Source organism: Owariibacterium komagatae (genome assembly GCF_045865535.1).
Lineage (GTDB): Bacteria > Bacillota > Clostridia > Oscillospirales > Ruminococcaceae > Ruthenibacterium > Ruthenibacterium komagatae.
Window position 1 is genome coordinate 1,006,962 of record NZ_AP031406.1, and the last position, 17,741, is coordinate 1,024,702.

Sequence of the window (17,741 nt, forward strand, 5' to 3'; positions counted from 1 at the left end):
CGTGGTTTTCTCTTGGTCCGAGTGGCGAGAGTCGAACTCACGGCCTCTTGAACCCCATTCAAGCGCGCTACCAAACTGCGCTACACCCGGACATTGCCGTCTTTTCTGACGGCAAAAATTATTATAGCGGATTCGAAATCAATTGTCAATATTTTTTTGCGAGAATTGTGAACGAATTCTTCTTTCGGCCCCATATCCGACACAATTTTCCGCCTGCTTATAGCGATCATAGCAAAACTGGATAATGCTGTTGCGTTTTACAATGCCAATAAAGCTTTCTTTGCCATCGATCACCGGTACAAAGTTCTGTTTCATAGCTGCCGCAATCAGTTTCTCCATATCCGTATCCACGGAGACACACTGATAATCGTGCTTACGGGGAACACTCATCAGAGGCATATCTTCTGCCTCCTGCAAATTCAGATTATGTGTTCGCTTAATGGCCCAGAGCAAATCGCCCTCTGTAATAGTCCCTACATATTCCCCTTTCCGATTTAAAATGGGAATGGAAGAATAACGATGATATTCCATTTTCTCCAGCGCCTGCCGGACAGTAAAATCATCGTATAAGTACGCCACTTCTGCTTTCGGCGTCAAGAAAAACAATAGATTCATGGTCACCAAGTTCCTTTTCTCGCGGTTACGTCAAAACTGCGGTTTTTCTTTCCACTAAAAGTATACCATGCAGATAACAAATTTGCATGAATGAATTGTAAAAAGCGTTCTTGTTCTGGTATGATGATACAAGCAGCAAAAGGAGGCTCTTGTATGCCGGATCAAATTTCTCACGCACCGCGTTTCTACCGCTTTGTGCGTGTGTTCTTTCTTTTTTGTACGCTTATTTTATGTGCGTCGCTGGCTCTTTGCAGTTTGGTTGTCACCACATACTTCCCAGAAAGTTATGACGAAATCCCCCAGTACTCCTGTTCTTCGCTTTTGCCCGTTCTGATCTGCTGCGGCATCTTTTTCGCACTGAGCGCATGGGTACTGCCTCACTGTAAAAAGATCTCCCGCTGTGGGATCATCCTTTTTGCGTGTCTGTTCGTTTTTGTTTTTGGGGGGCTGTGGGCATTCTTCAACAACACAATGCCTACCGCCGATCGAATATTCATTTACCAAAACGCACAGAATCTTCTGGTTGGCGATTACTCGCTTTTGCGGCCGGGTGCTTATTTTTCGCAGTTTCCTTATCAGCTGGCCACGAGCCTTTGGGCCGCCTTGGTGATGAAACTGTTCGGAGCCGGGCACTGTTTCTTTGCCTTTCAACTGTTCAACGCGTTTTTTGCCGCACTTCTTGTGTATTTTTTGCTTCGCTTGACAGAACTTTTCAATCCTGATAAAAAAGCCCTGTGCCTGGCAGCTTTTTTGTGCATTGCCTTTTATCCTATTGCCCTGCTGTCCACCTTTATCTATGGAACACTGGCTTCCGCTGCCTTTTCGGTCGGAGCTCTATTCTTCGCGCTGCGTGCCACTGACAGTGGCAAAATCCGCTTTTATACAGGTTCTGCCTTATGTATCATGCTGGCAATGCTTGCCAAACCCAACAGTGCAGTGTTTCTGGTCGGTCTGGCACTGCTGTTTTTGACAGCTGCACTGCACCGCAAATCTGTGCGTCCTGTGCTGGGACTGGCTGCATGTGTGATTCTGGCACTCGGTGCCGGAGAGCTGCTGCTTTTTGTCATGGAACAGCGTTCCGGGTATGACCTGCACAACGGGGAAACCTTCTGGGCCTGGATTGCCATGGGATTACAAACCGGGCCGCTGGCGCCGGGCTGGTACAATGAATACAACGACATGTTGTATGTGCTTCATCAATTCGACAACGACGCCATCGCGCAACAGGCAATTGCCTCCATTGGAACCAGCTTCGCCGAGTTCTGTTCACATCCAAGCTACGCGCTGCACTTTTTTGGATTGAAAACCATCAGCCAATGGTGCGAACCTACGTACGCGACTTTCTGGATCAGCAAAAATGCATTGACCGATCAGCTGGCACCCAATTGGATTCAGGCCTGTTATGCCGGGCCGGTCCACGACGGATTGGTCCTGTGGGCCGACGCGCTGCAGACGCTTTTGTACACCGGTGCGGCAGCCGCTCTTTGGAACAGACGAAAGAACTGGCGTGCGGAGTATTTGATCCCTGTTCTGGTCGTGTTCGGTGGATTTGTGTTCCATACCTTTTGGGAAGCCAAAAGCCTCTATATTATTAACTATTCGGTTCTGCTGGTCCCCTATGCCGCGTTGGGACTCTGTGATATCTCCTGTTTTATCTCTCGTTATTTGTGCAAAAAGTGCAAATCCAAGGTAAATCCATGAATTTTATTGTATTCTTTTGAGAAGCATGATAATATAAAAAAAAGCGTTCATTCCACAGAATGAGCGCTTTTTGAAATGGAGAGATGCTTTTATGGAAGAACGCATTGTCAAATTGTACACCAAAAACAGCAGCATTCCTCTGAAAGTTGTTCCCGGACATTTTGCCACCAACCACTCGCATGTAAACTACTATCTTGACATGACCACCCTGAAAAGCCGCATTTCCGAGGCGACAGAAGTGGCACAGAATCTGGCGGGAGATTACATGCTGAATACGGTGATCGACACCATTGTATGCCTGGACGGCATGCAGGTGGTGGGCACGCTTTTGGCACAGGAACTGACCCGGGCAGGCCTTCATTCCATGAATGCGCATAACACGATTTATGTCATTACCCCGGAAACCAACGGCACCAGCCAGCTGATTTTCCGCGACAATCTGCAGCCGATGGTACAGAATAAACATGTACTGATTTTGATGGCCAGCGTCACTACTGGCATCACCGTCCGGAAAAGCGCCGAGTGCATTTCGTACTATGGCGGCACGGTAGCGGGCGTTGCTTCGATTTTCTCCAATGTGGCAGAAGTGGAAGGCTTTCCCATTAACGCCATCTTCCATCAGGAGGATATCCCGGATTACCAAAGCTGCGCAGTACACGATTGCCCCATGTGCAAAGCCGGGCAGCGCATTGACGCCCTGGTCAACAGCTTCGGCTATTCCAAACTCTAAAAAATTTTTCTTCCCCATGCGGATCACCGCATGGGGAATTTTTTTGCGTATCTATTGACAAACTGTAATTACCGTTATATACTGTTCATACAGTATATATACAGAATTACTTTGAGGTGTACTATGGATATCCTGATCAGCAACACATCCGGCAAGCCCATCTACGAGCAAATCACCTCGCAGGTCAAGGCGCAGATTCTTTCCGGCGAACTGAAAGCAGGGGACGCCCTGCCCGGTATTCGCACTTTGGCAAAGGAACTGCGCATCAGCGTTATCACAACCAAGCGAGCCTACGAAGACCTGGAGCGGGACGGTTTTGTGGTCACCGTACCGGGAAAAGGCAGTTTTGTGGCAGCGCAAAATGTCGAACTGCTGCACGAAGAAGCGCTGCGGCAGACGGAGGATATTTTGCAGCAGGCTGTGGACGCTGCCCGGCGGGGCGGTGTAACCCGCGAAGAACTTTTTCAGCAGCTTTCGCTGTTATGGGAGGAAGAATAATGGAATATTCGGTTGAGGTACAAAACCTTTCCAAGCATTTCAAGGATTTCAGTCTGCAAAATGTATCCTTCAACGTGCCGACCGGCACCATTGTGGGATTCATCGGTGAAAACGGAGCAGGCAAAACAACAACGATCAAATCGATTCTGGGATTGCTGCATACCGATGGCGGAAACATCCGTGTCTTTGGCAAAGATCCGGTCAAAGACCGCCGTCTCATCGGTGAAGACATTGGCATTGTGATGGAAGGAAGCTTCTTCTCCCCCGTTTTGAACATGCGGGAAATCGGTTCTGTCATGGCCAAGCTCCATCCCCGCTGGGACGCCGCTTTGTACGAGGACTTCTGTAAGCGCTTTTCCCTTCCGGCGCAAAAGCCGGTCAAGGACTTCTCCCGCGGAATGCGCGTCAAAGCCGCATTTGCCACAGCGCTTGCCCATCACCCCAGACTGCTGATCCTGGACGAGGCCACCAGCGGCCTGGACCCGGTGGTGCGCAGCGAAATTCTGGATTTGTTCTTGGAATTCATCGAAGACGAAAATCACAGCATTCTGCTGTCCAGCCACATCACCAGCGATCTGGAAAAGGTGGCGGACTACATCGTGTTCATTCACAACGGACAAATTGTGTTTCAAATGGAAAAGGATACGCTGCTGGAGCGGTTCGCTGTTTGCAAATGTGGCAAAGGAGAGCTTTCCCGCTTTGAGCAGGCGCATATCCTCGGTCACCGGGAAAGCCGGTTCGATTTGGAATTTCTGGTGGACAATGCGCCGCTGGTTCGGAAAGCCTATCCCGAGCTGCTGACAGAACCGGCATCCATTGACGACATCATGACCTTTTTTGTGAAAGGAAGCGACGAAACCGTATGAAAACACATCCGATTTTCGGCCTCATTCTGAAAGACTTCTACTCCATTCGCGGATACCTGATTCGCCAGATCGGTCTTTTGCTGGTGATTTATCTCATCATTGGCGTCGCAATGAAAACCATGTCCATGCTGCCCGCCATGCTGATGCTGGGCGTGACCATGAGCCTGATCTCCATTTTTTCTCTGGATGAAAGCTCCCGCTGGAACGCTTATGCATTGACGCTTCCCATCACGCCAAGGGACCTGGTGATCTCCAAATACCTGATTTACTATGGCGGCATGTATGCAGTGGGGCTTCTGGCCAGCCTGTTCAGTGCGGCCGTGGACACGGTTTTGTTCCACAACGGAGAGGATGCCGTGGAAAATCTGATTTTGGGTGTAGGCGGTGGCCTGGCGATCCTGATTATTTACTCCCTTGTGATTTCCGTGGATATTCCGCTCTATCTCAAACTCGGCATAGAAAAATCGCGCATCCCTACAACGTTGACGTTCCTGGTCCCCTTTGTGGCCATTTTCCCCACGGTCTCCTATTGGGGCCCCTGGCTGGCGAATATGGACTGGTCCAGCGTCAACTGGCCTGTGGTCATTTTGATTGCCCTTGCCGCTCTTGCGGTGATCGTTCTCGTTTCCTGCCGGGTTTCCATCCGGATCATGGAGCAGAAGGAGTACTGATATGCGAAACACCCATTGCTGTCCCAAATGCGGCGGGACCGACATTGTCCTCATTCCTGCCTCGGAATGGCTGTTCAGCCGCGGGATCAACGTATACACCGGTCTTCACAAAGGCAACAAGGTGCTGGTAGAGCGCTACATCTGCCGCAGTTGTGGCTATCTGGAAAACTGGGTGAAGCCCGAACATTTGAACCGACTGTAAAAAAAGCGTCCGCTTATGCGGACGCTTTTCCATTTTGCGGAAAACATTATGAACTTTGCAGGCTTTTCTGCTTCCATTTTCCCGTCCGGTACTGGGCGAAGGAGATCAGATAGTTGACCAGCCAGCCCAGAGGAACTGCATACCAAACCATCGCCACACCCAGCCGCGGCGCAAACACCACTGCCACAAAAACCCGCAAAAACAGGTTGGCCATGTTGGCAACTGTAAACATGACCATATCCCGTGCGCCCCGCAGCAATCCGTCGGTGAGCATCTTCAGGCCGATCAGCACATAGAACCAGCAGATAAACCGCAGATAAGCCGTTCCCGTCTGAAGCGCAGCTGCGGTGCCGTCTTCCCCCAAAAACAGAGAGATAAACCATTCCGGGGCGGGTTCAAACAGCACACAAAGCAGAACGGCAAAGCCCGCCACAATGGCATAGCCGGCCCGATAACCGCTGCGCACGCGGTCCAGACGTTTGGCGCCGATGTTCTGCGCAGTGTAGGAAGAGATGGCATTGCCCATGGCAGCCATGGGCACAATGCAGAAACTTTCCAGCCGGGACGCCGCCGTGTAGCCTGCCAGCACCTGCGAGCCGAACCCGTTGACCACGGACTGCACCAGCATCATTCCGATGGACACCGTAGACTGCTGCAAAATAGACGGCAATGCCACACGGGCCATACGCCCCAGCTCCGCCCCTTCAAAACAGACCACGCTGCCCGCCTGCCGGTATTCCCGGAGCTGGCGAAGCAGGATCAAAAAAGACAAAAGCGCCGAAAGCCCCTGGGCGATCAGTGTGGCCCAGGCCACGCCCGCCACGCCCAAATGGCCATACCGCACCAGAACATAGTCCAAAACAATGTTCAGTACCGACGAAAAAATTAACAGATACAGCGGGATGCGGGACTTACCCAGAGAGTTGAACACCGAGGACAGCACATTGTACATAAACAGAAAGGGCAGCCCCAAAAAATAGATTCGAAGATAGGTAGTGGCATCTGCCATGATATTTTCCGGCGTGTTCAGCAGCTGCAAAATCTGCGTACCGAACCCCAGACCAATCCCGGCCAGCGTCAGGCTGAGCGCCAGAAACGAAAGCAGCGCCGTATCGATGGATGTGCGCATGCGTTCGTACTGACGGGCGCCGAAGTGCTGACTGGTGAGCACCGAAGCACCCACGCCACCGCCAATGGCAATGGAGATGAACACCGTGGTCAGCGAGTAGGAAGCTCCGACCGCCGCCAGAGCATCTTCTCCCACAAAGCGTCCTACGATCATGGAATCCGCCATGGTGTAAAACTGCTGGAACAGATTTCCCACGATCATGGGAAAAGCAAAAGCCAAAAGTGCCTTTGCCGGCTTTTCACGAATGAGATATTCTTTGTCCATCGCCATTTCCTTCCGTTCAAATCTCACTTCTTTCGAGTATAGGCCTTTTTTCCCATACGCGCAAGCTGAAAAAGAAGCGGGACGGCCGTGCAGCCGTCCCGCTTTGCTGTTTCATTATTCCGCTTCTTTGGCGTAGTTGTCAAAGTAGCCCTGAATGAAGATGATGGGCGTGCCCTTGTCGCCGGAACCGGAGGTCAAATCGCACAGACTGCCAATCAGGTCCGTCAGGCGGCGGGGCGTGGTGCCCTGGCTGGCCATCTGGCCCTTCAGGTCCGCCTCTTTGTGAGAGATGCTCTCTTTGATGGCGCTGGTCAGCGCTTCACCGGATAGATCCGCAAAGTCGTTGTCCGCCAGATATTTCAGTTTCAGCTCATTGGGCTGGCCTTCCAAACCACTGGTATAGGCGGGGCTGACCACGGGGTCCGCCAGCTCCCAGATTTTGCCCACGGGATCCTTGAAGGCGCCGTCGCCGTAAATCATGGCTTCGATGTGTTTGCCGGTGGCCTTGTACAGGCTTTCGGCCAGGGCGTTCACAAAGCTCTGGCAGTCGCGGGGGAACAATTTTACGCTGTCCTCGGTGGCTTTGTTGGAACCCAGCAGACCATACTGCTCGTTGCAGCCGGAACCATCCACCGGAGCATTCATAATATCGCTCAGCAGCAGCACTTTCTCCGCACCGGCTGCCAACAGGCGGCGTTTGGAGCGCTCGCGGCTGTGGATGTCGCAGCAGAGCACATTCTTGGTGTAGGGCAGAATGGCGCGCACGTCATTGGCGAACACAAACTCCACTTCGCAGCCCTCGGCACGGAACAGCTCACCGTAATACTCCACATAATCCACACCGGTAAAGGGATGCTTCACATAGCCGAACAGTTCACGGTACTTTTTCTCGTCCAGCACGTCGCTCCAGGGATTGACGCCCTTCTCGTCCAGCAGATCCTCATCGAACAGGTGATTGCCCACCTCATCAGAGGGATAGCTCATCAAAATGTATGCCTTTTTAAACGCTTTGGCGATGCCCTTCAGGCAGATGGCAATGCGGTTGCGGCTCAAAATCGGGAAAGTCAGGCCGATGGTGTCCGTGCCGAATTTGGCGCGGCAGTCCTTGGCGATGGCCTCAGTGGTAGCGTAGTTGCCCTGGGAGCGCGCCACGACCGCCTCGGTCACAGCAACGATGTCCCGGTCGTTGAACGCAATGTTCTGCTCTTTTCCGCACGCAACAATAGCGTCCGTCACGATTTTTACCAGATCGTCGCCCTCGCGGATGACCGGGCAGCGCACACCTCTGGACACAGTACCGACAGTTCTCATGATGCACAATCTCCTGTTCTGTTCATTGTGATAAAATGTTCGCGCGCCCTTGCGCGCAGAATCCTTCTCTATTATAATGGGCCTATATCCATAAGTAAAATTATTATTTATTATATTTTACATAAGTGAGGTTTATATTATGACAACCGACCTGGAACTTTACAAGATTTTTGTGACGGTGGCACAGGCTGGAAGTTTCAGCGCAGGTGCCAAAGAGCTGTTTCTGACCCAGCCTGCCGTCTCCCAGGCGGTGCAAAAGCTGGAACAGCAGCTGGGCGCGCGGCTGTTTGTGCGCGGCCGGAAAGGCGTGACTCTGACGCAGGAAGGGCAAATGCTGTTCCAGCATGCGCTGAGCGCTTTGCAGCTTCTGGATGCGGGGGAAGAAAAATTGCGGCGTGTGCAGACCCTGAAGGACGGGCAGCTGCGCCTGGGGGCAGCCGACACCATCACCAAAGAATTTCTGCTGCCTTATCTGAGTGCGTTCCGCCAGCTGCATCCGGGCATTCAGCTGAAGGTGACCAACCGCACTTCCCGCCAGCTGACCGAACTTTTAAAACAGGGACAGCTGGACATTGCCATTGTCAACCTGCCCATTCTGGACGAACGGCTGATCGTACAGCCCATTTTGGAAGTGCACGACATTTTCGTGGCCGGTCACCTTTTTGCCGAATTGGAAGGTCAGTTTCTCACCCTGCGTGAGCTGGCCGGATATCCTCTGGTGATGCTGGAACGGGAAGCCAACAGCCGGCGTTATGTGGATGACTGGTTCGCCGAACAGGGCGTGCGTCTGGCTCCGGAGATCGAATTGGGCGCGCACGAACTGCTGCCCAGTTTTGCCGCGATCGGCTTCGGGCTTGCCTGTGTGGTGCAGGAGTTCTGCCAGAAAGAGCTGGCGGAGGGCGTGGTCTTCCCCCTTCACCTGGTGCCGCCGGTTCCCGCCCGCAGCATAGGCGCCTGCTGGGTGAGAGACCTGCCCCTCTCCAGCGCCGCCGGAGAGCTGATGCGCCTTCTGCACAGCGAGCGAAACTGAGTCATTAAGCCTGGTTTAAACTTACACTGATAAAGTAGAAACAGAAAATGAGGTGTATGGGAATGCGGTTATTACTTGCGGAAGATGAAAAAGCGCTCTCACGGGCTTTGGTGGCCATTCTGGAGCGCAGCAGTTACTCTGTGGACGCTGTTTTCGACGGGCAAACTGCGCTGGAATATCTGGAGAGCGAAGAATACGACGGTGTGATTCTGGACGTAATGATGCCCCGCCTGGACGGGTTTGAAGTTTTGAAAGCCCTTCGGCAGGCAGGCAATCTGGTCCCGGTTTTAATGCTGACCGCCAAAAGCGAAGTGGATGACAAAGTATTGGGGCTGGACCTGGGCGCCAACGATTATCAGACCAAACCCTTTCACACCCGGGAACTGCTGGCGCGGGTGCGTGCCATGACCCGTACACAAATTGCCCGGCCTGACACCCGCCTGTGCATGGGAAACCTTACACTGGACCAAGCGACGATGGAACTTTCTTCCCCCTTCGGCAGTTTTCGGCTGGCCAACAAAGAGTATCAGGTTCTGGAGCTGCTGATGAGCAATCCTCGCCGCCTGATTCCCACCGAACGCTTTCTGGAGAAAATCTGGGGATATGACAGTGACGCGGAATTAAACGTGGTCTGGGTCTATATCTCTTATCTGCGCAAGAAGCTGGCGGCGCTGCACGCTACCGTTCAAATCAAAGCCACCCGGAATGCGGGTTACACTCTGGAGGAAACCACATGATTCGAAAGCTGCGTTTCAAGCTGATCGGAGTTTCCATGCTGTCGATTTTTCTTGTGTTTTCGTTGATTCTGGGAACCATTGCTCTGATCAGCTTTCAAAAGGTAACGGCCGACGCCGACAGCACCCTTTCCATTCTGGCTGCCAACGACGGACTTTTTCCAAAGCCGGAAGACGAGGAAGCGCCGCCTTCATTGGATGCGCATCCAGGCGGCGGGCACAAAATGTCACCGGAACTCCCCTACGAGTCCCGCTTTTTTTCTGTTCTGTTTGACTCGGACGGAAATCTGATTTCCGTCAACACCGCCCGGATCGCCGCAGTGGACACCGATGAAGCCATTGTTTTCGGGCAGGAAGTATTGGCATCGGGGAGTACGAAAGGCTATCAGCACGCATATCGGTATGTGGTCACACAAAGCGCGGAAGGCATTCGCGTGATTTTTCTGGATTGCGGACGAAGCCTTTCCAATCTGCGCTTTTTTGTGGGAATCGGTCTGCTTGTATTCTTTCTGGGATTACTGGCGGTCTGGCTGCTGACCATTGTGCTTTCCCGCTACATCGTTCGCCCCATTGCGCAAAGCTACGAGAAGCAGAAGCGTTTCATCACCGACGCCGGTCATGAAATCAAAACCCCGCTGACCATCATTGACGCTGACGCCGAGGTGCTGGCCATGGACCTGGGCGAAAATGAGTGGATCAACGATATTCAGGAGCAATCCCGCCGTCTGGCTGCGCTGACCAACGATTTGATCCTTCTCTCCCGTCTGGAAGAGGACAACACACAAATGCAGCTGCTGGATTTTCCCATCTCGGATGTGGCGGAAGAGGTTGCCCATTCGTTTCAGGCCCTTGCCATTACACAGAAAAAAGAATTTTCTGTTTCCATTCAGCCCATGCTGACATTGTGCGGCGACGAAAAGATGATTCGCCAGCTTTTGATGATCCTTCTGGATAACGCGCTGAAATATGCTCAGACCGGCGGGCGCATTTCTCTGACGTTGGAAAAAGCAGGAAAAGCCTTGAATCTTTCCGTCTTCAACACCACAGAGCACATTGAAAAAGCGCAGCTTCCCTGCTTATTCGACCGTTTTTACCGCACCGACCGGTCCCGCAATTCCCAGACCGGCGGCCACGGACTGGGCCTTTCCATTGCCGCAGCGATCACGGCTGCTCACAAGGGAAAAATCACAGCTTCCACAGAGGATGAGAAGTCGCTGCGCATTCAGGTGAGCCTGCCCGCCTGATTTTTAAGTTCGTTTAAAGTGACGGTTTAAGTTCTGTTAAGTTTGGTCCTGTAAGATAGCAAACATAAAATTGCACACAAAGGATGACTGCCATGAACTATCAAACCACCTTTAAGCGATATGAACTGAAATATTTGCTGACGCCTGCGCAAAAGGCGCTGATCCTGCAGGTGATGCAGCCCCATATGGCGCTGGACCGGTACGGCCGCACCGCCATTCGGAACATTTATTTTGACACAGAGAATTTCCGGCTGATCCGCCGCTCGCTGGAAAAGCCCGCTTACAAAGAAAAGCTGCGCATTCGCAGCTACCGTGCCGTAGGCCCCTGCGACGATGTCTTTGTGGAATTGAAGAAAAAATACCGGTCGGTGGTGTACAAACGCCGGCTGGTCCTGCCGCAGAACACAGCGATCTCCTGCTTTCGCACCGGAACCTCTCTGCCCGTACACTCGCAGATCGCCTCGGAAATCGACTATTTCCGCAGCTATTATCAGCCGCTGTTCCCCACTGTGTTTCTGTCTTACGAACGCGAGGCCTACGCCCCGCTGGAAGACGGTGATTTTCGGGTTACATTTGACGAAAACATCTTATACCGCACTCATCACTTTTCCCTGAGCTCCGAATTGCGGGGCACCCCGCTGCTTTCGCCGGGCCAGACGCTGATGGAGCTGAAAACATCCGGCGGCATTCCCCTTTGGATGAGTCACGCACTGACCGTGGGAAAAATCTATCAGACTTCCTTTTCCAAGTACGGTTCGGCCTATCAAAATCTTTTGGCGCAAGGAGGAATTCAGTATGCTTGAATCACTGTTTCGGGGACTGTTTGACACCGAGATGACCACGGTGATCCCGGTTGCAGATTTTCTTCTGTGCGTTGCCAGCGCACTGGTCATCGGCCTGCTGCTGGCCTGGATGTATATGTATAAAACCCGCTACACCAAAAGCTTTGTGGCCACGCTGGCCCTGCTGCCCGCAGTGGTGTGCGTGGTCATCATGATGGTAAACGGCAATGTGGGCACCGGCGTTGCCGTAGCAGGCACCTTCAGCCTGGTGCGATTTCGTTCCATTCCCGGCACTGCCCGTGAGATCGGTGCTATTTTCCTCGCCATGGGGGCCGGTCTGGTAGCGGGCATGGGCTATCTGGCCTACGCTTTTCTGGTGGCAATCGTGCTGGGTGGTGCCGGCGTCCTGTTCACCCGTCTGGATCTGGATCGAGGCAAAAAAGCCGCCCGCTACAAAACACTGCACATTACCATTCCGGAGGATTTGGACTACGAAGGTGTGTTTGACGATTTACTGAAACAATACGCCGCGGAATATGAACTGACCCAGGTGAAAACCACCAACATGGGCAGCCTGTTCCGTCTGACATACGACTTGACTTTGCGCCGCACCGGCACGGAAAAAGATTTGATCGATCAGCTTCAGTGCCGAAACGGGGACCTGGAAATTACGCTTTCCAAACAGGAAACCGTAGTGGGCGCGCTTTAACAGGAAGGAAGAACCATTATGAAACGAGCCATTGCGGCCATTGTACTCTCAATGGCCATTCTGCTCACCGGGTGCTCACAAACCACCGCCTCCAGCGAAATTTCCGAACCGTCTTCGGGAGCCACCCTCTCGGTCGACGACGGAATGTTTACTTCCAGAGACATGGAGATCGGATACGATGAAAGCACCTGCGTGCACATTGAATTGAACGGCGACGCTGTTTCCTGCAATTCCGACGCAGTGACTGTTTCCGACGGTACCGTCACCATTGCCGACGAGGGAACCTACCTTCTCACGGGCACACTGAACGACGGCATGATCCTTGTAGACGCGGAAGACAGCGATGACGTGCAGCTGGTGCTGGACAATGTCAGCATTGCCAATGAGGACGGCGCTGCCCTCTATGTGCGCAGCGCCGACAAAGTCGTGGTGACAACCGCAGCCGACTCGGAAAATACATTGTCCAACGGCGGCAGCTACACCGCCATCGATGACAACAACATTGACGCGGTTGTATTCGCTAAATCCGATCTGACGCTGAACGGCGCCGGCACGCTGAATATTCAGGCTGCAGCCGGGCACGGGATCGTCTCCAAAGACGATTTGGCCCTCACCAGCGGAACATACAGAATCACAGCTGCCAGCCACGGACTTTCCGGGAAAGACAGCGTGCGCATCGCCAGCGGCACCTATACCATCACCTGCGGAAAAGACGGCATTCATGCCGAAAACACCGATGACGCCTCTTTGGGCTTTGTCTACATTGCGGACGGCACTTTCTCCATTGTCGCCGATGGAGACGGCATCAGCAGCGGTGCTGATCAGCAGATTTTAAACGGAACCTTCTCCATTACAGCCGGCGGCGGAAGCGGCGAGGCCGCAACGGCTTCTTTCCCGACTGAAGCCGAACCGTCCGCATCCTCTTCGGAAGAGGATGCCACCAGCACGAAAGGCATCAAGGCCAGTGGAAACCTCACCATTCAGAGCGGGACTTTCACCATTGACAGCGCAGACGACGCCATCCATTCCAACAGCGATATTGTCCTTTCTTCCGGTACCTATCAAATCACAACCGGAGATGACGGCGTACACGCAGACGGAGCCGTGCAAATCACAGGCGGTACTCTTGCCATTGCACAAAGCTATGAGGGCATTGAAGGACTGACCGTCGAAATCTCTGGCGGTGAAATCTCCATTGTCTCCAGCGATGACGGGTTGAATGCAGCCGGCGGAACAGATGGCAGTGGCACCGGATTCCGGGGCGACAGCTTTTCCGCAAACGCAGACGCCTGGATCACTCTTTCCGGCGGTGTGATCTCCATTGATGCCGAGGGAGATGGCATTGATTCCAACGGCTCGCTGACCGTGAGTGGCGGCGAGATCTATGTCTACGGACCTGAGCGCAGCGGCAACGGTGCGCTGGATTATAACGGAGAGGCTTCCATTACCGGCGGCCTGGTGGTTGCCTTCGGACCATCCGGAATGGCACAAAACTTCGGCACTTCTTCCACGCAGGGGGCCATGCTGGTATCCATCAGCGGCAGTGCCGGAGATACAGTCACACTGGCCGCATCCGACGGTACAGAACTTGTCTCCTGCCAAAGCCAAAAAGCTTATTCCAGCGTGGTGATCAGCTGCCCTGAGCTGGTGCAGGGTGAAACCTATACCCTGAACGCAGGCGGAACATCCACGCAAATCACGATGGACAGTCTGATCTACGGTGAGACAGGCGGGTTCGGCGGTGGCCGGGGCGGAATGATGCCTGACGGAACATCCCCCAATGGGACCCCGCCCGACGGGACAGCGCCGAACACCGCCCCCGATGCAATGCGGGGTGGACAGCGTCAGCCCGCTTGAGCACTTGAAATAAAAAAACCGCCCGGCAGTACCGGGCGGTTTTCGTTTGTATTTTACTTGTTGTAAGTGCGCAGTGCAAACTCGGTCAGATCGTTGTTGTCTGCAAAGTTCTCTTTATACAGCGCACCTGCAATGCCGATGTCCGTGGAGCCCATGCCGATGATGCAGGCGCAGATGATTTCGTCATGGCTCTCACGGCCAGCCTTTTTGCCCACGACAATGTCGGGCATTTCCGCATGCACATTTGCCTCGGTCAGACGGCCGGCCTTCACCAGTTTCAACAGTTCGCCGCGATGAGCGTTCTGCGCCCAGCTGTCCACCACCAGTTTATCGCAGCTCAGCGGGATCTGCTCATCCAGCTCCTGGAAGGAACCCAGGCTCATCACGGTGCAGCCGGGTTTCAGCCACTCGTTCATCACCAGCGGCTCATCCGCGATGGTGACCGTGATGATCACATCCGCGCCGCGGCAGGCCTCTTCATTGGTGGCGCAGGACACTACGCGAATTCCCAGCTCCTCGCTCATCTCGCGGGCATATTCTTCCGCAGCGCCGGGGCGGATATCGGTAATGCGCAGCTCTTCAATGTCCAGTTCTTCCAGAATGGCTCTCGCGTTCATACGGCCCTGTACACCGGCGCCGATGATTGCAAGCACCTTGGAGTCCTTATTGGCCAGATAGCGCGCCGCCACGCCTGCGGATGCGCCGGTGCGGATGTCGGTGATGTAGCTTCCATCCATGATGGAGAGCACTTCGCCTGTGCGCGCCTCATTCAAAATGATCACGCCGCCGATATAGGGAATTCCCTTTGCACGGTTGTCGTTGAAGCCCCAAACCCATTTGATGCCGGAGATATCAATGTCGCCGCCGATGTACGCAGGCATGGCATTGTACGATCCGCCATAGGGGGGCCAGTCGTTGCTCTCGCCGGTATCCAATGTAATTTTTGCCGGCATCAGCACCTGATCCTTGCCGTGGAGCTCGTACACTTTCTCCACCATATCAATGGTGCGCTTCATATCCAGAATTTTTTCAATTTGCTCTTTTGCGATCATCTTCACATGATCCATGAACCAGTTCCTCCTCATGTCAAAAAAACGAACCGGCGCCGCCGGCCGTCTGATCTATAAAAATTCGCGAGCATTTAGCCGCTAAATATAGTTTAGTGAAAAACGCCGTCCCTGTCAACCGCCCGGCCGATAAAATTTCAATTTTATGAATATTTATTCATAACCAACAAAAAGACCCGCCGAAGCGGGTCTTTTTTCAGTGGTCTTCTTCCGGCACAATGTTGTTCCAGCGCAAATCAGGCCGGGCCTGCAGTGCATCGGTATAGTGGCCCATCACTTTGTAGAAGGCCTCCATCTCTTCCTTGGTGCATCCGCGGTCCAGCAGTTCCTGATACAGCATGGCATGATACTCGCCTTCATTGTCCTCCATGACCTGACGAAGCTGCATGCCCTTCACCGTGGGATACAACAGCTGCATGCGGTCATGATCCTCGCATTTTTCCCGGCAGATGAAGCCTTTTTGCTCCAGTTTTTTCACGAGCTGCGACAGCGCGCCCCGAGTTCGATTCCACTTTTTGCAAAGCTGTGCGGCCGTCACGCCCGGATGCTCGGCAATCTCCTCAACGGTGCTTGCCTCGGTCATGGTCAGCGTCACGCCCGGCGCATACTGTTTTGGGATGGCGTTCATCGAGCTGCACACCGTGACGAAATCGTACACCAGACCAGGCCGGTGCGTGGACAGCTTGATCGAACTGGCGGAACGTTTTTGTTCCATAGGCACATTTCCCCCCCTTGTCCTTTTAATGCGACATGTTTATTATCTATTATAACGATACATGGGGCGAAAGTCAAAGAAAATGCGCATTTGTATGCACTGTTTGCTTGTTTTTTGTCGTTGACGCAGTGCGGACGCACGTGCTATCATGGCAGCAGCAATGTTTAACAACATAACACAATACAATCGGAGGCTTTTTCATGCAGGATTACAGCAAATTGTACCAGTACATTGATGACCACGCCGAAGAATACATTGCGCTTTTGCAGCAGTTCTGCCGCCAGCCCAGCATTTCCGCACAAAACATGGGCCTGCGGGAAATGGCTCAGCTGATCATGCAGACGCTTCAGAACATGCATGCGCAGACAGACCTTGTGGAAACCGGCGGAGCCCCCATTGTATATGCCGAATGGGCCGGGCGCAATCCGTCGCGCACGGTAACCTTCTACAATCACTACGATGTGCAGCCTGTGGAACCGCTGGATGAATGGGAAAGCGACCCTTTCGGCGCGCAGATTCGAAACGGCAAGCTGTATGCCAGGGGTGCCACCGACAACAAGGGAAGCCTTCTGAGCCGCCTGTGTGCCGTAATGGCCTGTCAGGCCGTTTACGGGCAGCCGGCGCTGAACGTCAAGCTGATTTATGAAGGAGAAGAAGAGATCGGCAGCCCGCATCTTGCCGAATTCGCCCGGCGCTATCCTCAGCGCCTTCAAACCGACGGGTTCGCCTGGGAGGGCGGGTCCAAACAGCTGGGCGGACCGTTGGAAGTGTGTTTCGGCACCAAAGGCATGCTGTTTGTGGAGCTGCGTTGCCGCACTGCATCAGCAGACCAGCATTCCTCCAAAGCCGCCATTGTGAAGAATCCTGCCTGGCGGCTGGTGCAGGCGCTTGCCACCATGAAGGATGCGCAGGACCACATTACCATCGACGGTTTTTATGATTCCGTGCGCCCGCTGACCGACTACGAGCGGGAATGCCTGAAAACGCTTTGTTTTGACGAGGCCGCCAACCGGGAACGCATGGGCCTGGACGAATACATCAACGGTTTGACCGGCCTGCCCTTGCTGGAAAAATTTTATTATGAGCCCACCGCCAACATTGCGGGCTTCCGCGCGGGAGAAACAGGCCCGTCTGCCAAAACCGTTCTGCCCGCCTCGGCATCCGTTGCCATGGATTTCCGTCTGGTGCCCGATCAGATGCCACAGGAGATTTTCCAGCGCATCCGTGAACACCTGGACCGCCGGGGCTTCACCGATGTGGAGCTGGTCCTTCGCTCCGGCGAACCGCCCTACCGGGCTGACCCGCTGAGCCTGTTTGGCCGAACTGTCATCCGGTGTGTAAAACCCGTCTACGGCATGGAGCCGGAAGTGTTCGCCGGTGCGGCAGACACCACCGCCCTGTATCAGTTCTGCCACGGAACCGGGCTGGATGCGGTGCTGTTCGGCGCAGGCAACGATGGCGCCAACATTCACGCACCCAATGAAAATATTATTCTGGAAGATTACATCCACGCCATCAAGCTGGCCGCCACGGTGATGGAAGAATTCGCTCTGGCAGACACAGAAGCCGCAGCGCGCATTTAACAACGCAAAAAATACCCGGATGAAACCATCCGG

General features: G+C 53.6%; 18 protein-coding genes and 1 tRNA gene. 13 read left to right on the forward strand and 6 right to left on the reverse strand.

Going from position 1 to position 17,741, the window contains the following annotated elements:
• Nucleotides 1–13: 13 nt before the first annotated feature.
• Nucleotides 14–90: transfer RNA gene (locus ACKTS9_RS05065), tRNA-Pro, on the reverse strand.
• Between the two features lie 48 nt (nucleotides 91–138).
• Nucleotides 139–615 (reverse strand): CBS domain-containing protein, encoded by a 477-nt coding sequence (locus ACKTS9_RS05070; protein ID WP_349216399.1) that lies wholly within the window; start codon nucleotides 613–615, stop codon nucleotides 139–141.
• 153 nt (nucleotides 616–768) lie between these two features.
• Here ACKTS9_RS05070 and ACKTS9_RS05075 point away from each other — a divergent pair, with 153 nt between their 5' ends.
• The 6 genes from ACKTS9_RS05075 (at nucleotide 769) to ACKTS9_RS05100 (ending at nucleotide 5,283) form a co-directional block, all read left to right on the forward strand.
• Nucleotides 769–2,316, forward strand: a complete 1,548-nt coding sequence (locus ACKTS9_RS05075; RefSeq protein ID WP_349216392.1) for an ArnT family glycosyltransferase — start codon at nucleotides 769–771, stop codon at nucleotides 2,314–2,316.
• 91 nt (nucleotides 2,317–2,407) lie between these two features.
• Nucleotides 2,408–3,046, forward strand: a complete 639-nt coding sequence (locus ACKTS9_RS05080; RefSeq protein ID WP_349216393.1) for an orotate phosphoribosyltransferase — start codon at nucleotides 2,408–2,410, stop codon at nucleotides 3,044–3,046.
• A gap of 123 nt (nucleotides 3,047–3,169) precedes the next feature.
• Nucleotides 3,170–3,544 (forward strand): GntR family transcriptional regulator, encoded by a 375-nt coding sequence (locus tag ACKTS9_RS05085; RefSeq protein ID WP_349216394.1) that lies wholly within the window; start codon nucleotides 3,170–3,172, stop codon nucleotides 3,542–3,544.
• A complete protein-coding gene (locus tag ACKTS9_RS05090; RefSeq protein ID WP_349216395.1) occupies nucleotides 3,544–4,410 on the forward strand; it encodes an ABC transporter ATP-binding protein in 867 nt (288 codons plus the stop codon). Before ACKTS9_RS05085 ends, ACKTS9_RS05090 begins: the two co-directional genes overlap by 1 nt.
• Complete coding sequence (locus tag ACKTS9_RS05095; RefSeq protein WP_349216396.1) at nucleotides 4,407–5,081, forward strand: ABC-2 transporter permease; 675 nt, start codon at nucleotides 4,407–4,409, stop codon at nucleotides 5,079–5,081. Before ACKTS9_RS05090 ends, ACKTS9_RS05095 begins: the two co-directional genes overlap by 4 nt.
• Before the next feature lies 1 nt (nucleotide 5,082).
• Nucleotides 5,083–5,283 carry a hypothetical protein gene (locus tag ACKTS9_RS05100; protein ID WP_349216397.1) on the forward strand — a complete coding sequence of 67 codons (201 nt, stop codon included), beginning with the start codon at nucleotides 5,083–5,085 and terminating at the stop codon, nucleotides 5,281–5,283.
• Between the two features lie 46 nt (nucleotides 5,284–5,329).
• Here the strand turns inward: ACKTS9_RS05100 and ACKTS9_RS05105 are convergent, their stop codons facing one another.
• Nucleotides 5,330–6,676, reverse strand: coding sequence for an MATE family efflux transporter (locus tag ACKTS9_RS05105; protein ID WP_349216400.1), 1,347 nt, complete (start codon nucleotides 6,674–6,676; stop codon nucleotides 5,330–5,332).
• Nucleotides 6,677–6,790: 114 nt separating this feature from the next.
• Entirely contained in the window at nucleotides 6,791–7,990 is a 1,200-nt protein-coding gene (locus ACKTS9_RS05110) for a coenzyme F420-0:L-glutamate ligase (RefSeq protein ID WP_349215785.1), read from the reverse strand.
• A 136-nt stretch (nucleotides 7,991–8,126) separates the two neighbouring features.
• Here ACKTS9_RS05110 and ACKTS9_RS05115 point away from each other — a divergent pair, with 136 nt between their 5' ends.
• The 6 genes from ACKTS9_RS05115 (at nucleotide 8,127) to ACKTS9_RS05140 (ending at nucleotide 14,343) form a co-directional block, all read left to right on the forward strand.
• Entirely contained in the window at nucleotides 8,127–9,017 is an 891-nt protein-coding gene (locus tag ACKTS9_RS05115) for a LysR family transcriptional regulator (protein ID WP_349215780.1), read from the forward strand.
• Nucleotides 9,018–9,079: 62 nt separating this feature from the next.
• Complete coding sequence (locus ACKTS9_RS05120) at nucleotides 9,080–9,754, forward strand: response regulator transcription factor (RefSeq protein WP_349215779.1); 675 nt, start codon at nucleotides 9,080–9,082, stop codon at nucleotides 9,752–9,754.
• Nucleotides 9,751–10,995 carry a sensor histidine kinase gene (locus ACKTS9_RS05125; protein ID WP_349215778.1) on the forward strand — a complete coding sequence of 415 codons (1,245 nt, stop codon included), beginning with the start codon at nucleotides 9,751–9,753 and terminating at the stop codon, nucleotides 10,993–10,995. The genes ACKTS9_RS05120 and ACKTS9_RS05125 overlap by 4 nt, the downstream gene beginning before the upstream one ends.
• 92 nt (nucleotides 10,996–11,087) lie before the next feature.
• Nucleotides 11,088–11,798, forward strand: coding sequence for a polyphosphate polymerase domain-containing protein (locus ACKTS9_RS05130; protein WP_349215777.1), 711 nt, complete (start codon nucleotides 11,088–11,090; stop codon nucleotides 11,796–11,798).
• Entirely contained in the window at nucleotides 11,791–12,486 is a 696-nt protein-coding gene (locus tag ACKTS9_RS05135) for a DUF4956 domain-containing protein (RefSeq protein WP_349215775.1), read from the forward strand. The genes ACKTS9_RS05130 and ACKTS9_RS05135 overlap by 8 nt, the downstream gene beginning before the upstream one ends.
• Before the next feature lie 18 nt (nucleotides 12,487–12,504).
• On the forward strand, nucleotides 12,505–14,343 hold the full coding sequence (locus ACKTS9_RS05140; protein ID WP_407879388.1) for a carbohydrate-binding domain-containing protein: 1,839 nt from the start codon (nucleotides 12,505–12,507) through the stop codon (nucleotides 14,341–14,343).
• Between the two features lie 53 nt (nucleotides 14,344–14,396).
• Here the strand turns inward: ACKTS9_RS05140 and ACKTS9_RS05145 are convergent, their stop codons facing one another.
• Both ACKTS9_RS05145 and ACKTS9_RS05150 read right to left on the reverse strand, forming a co-directional pair.
• Nucleotides 14,397–15,410, reverse strand: a complete 1,014-nt coding sequence (locus ACKTS9_RS05145; RefSeq protein WP_349215773.1) for an ornithine cyclodeaminase family protein — start codon at nucleotides 15,408–15,410, stop codon at nucleotides 14,397–14,399.
• Between the two features lie 196 nt (nucleotides 15,411–15,606).
• On the reverse strand, nucleotides 15,607–16,125 hold the full coding sequence (locus ACKTS9_RS05150; protein ID WP_349215772.1) for a MarR family winged helix-turn-helix transcriptional regulator: 519 nt from the start codon (nucleotides 16,123–16,125) through the stop codon (nucleotides 15,607–15,609).
• 200 nt (nucleotides 16,126–16,325) lie between these two features.
• On the opposite strand from ACKTS9_RS05150, the gene ACKTS9_RS05155 reads away from it, so the two are divergent.
• Nucleotides 16,326–17,708, forward strand: a complete 1,383-nt coding sequence (locus tag ACKTS9_RS05155; RefSeq protein WP_349215771.1) for a M20/M25/M40 family metallo-hydrolase — start codon at nucleotides 16,326–16,328, stop codon at nucleotides 17,706–17,708.
• Nucleotides 17,709–17,741 lie beyond the last annotated feature (33 nt).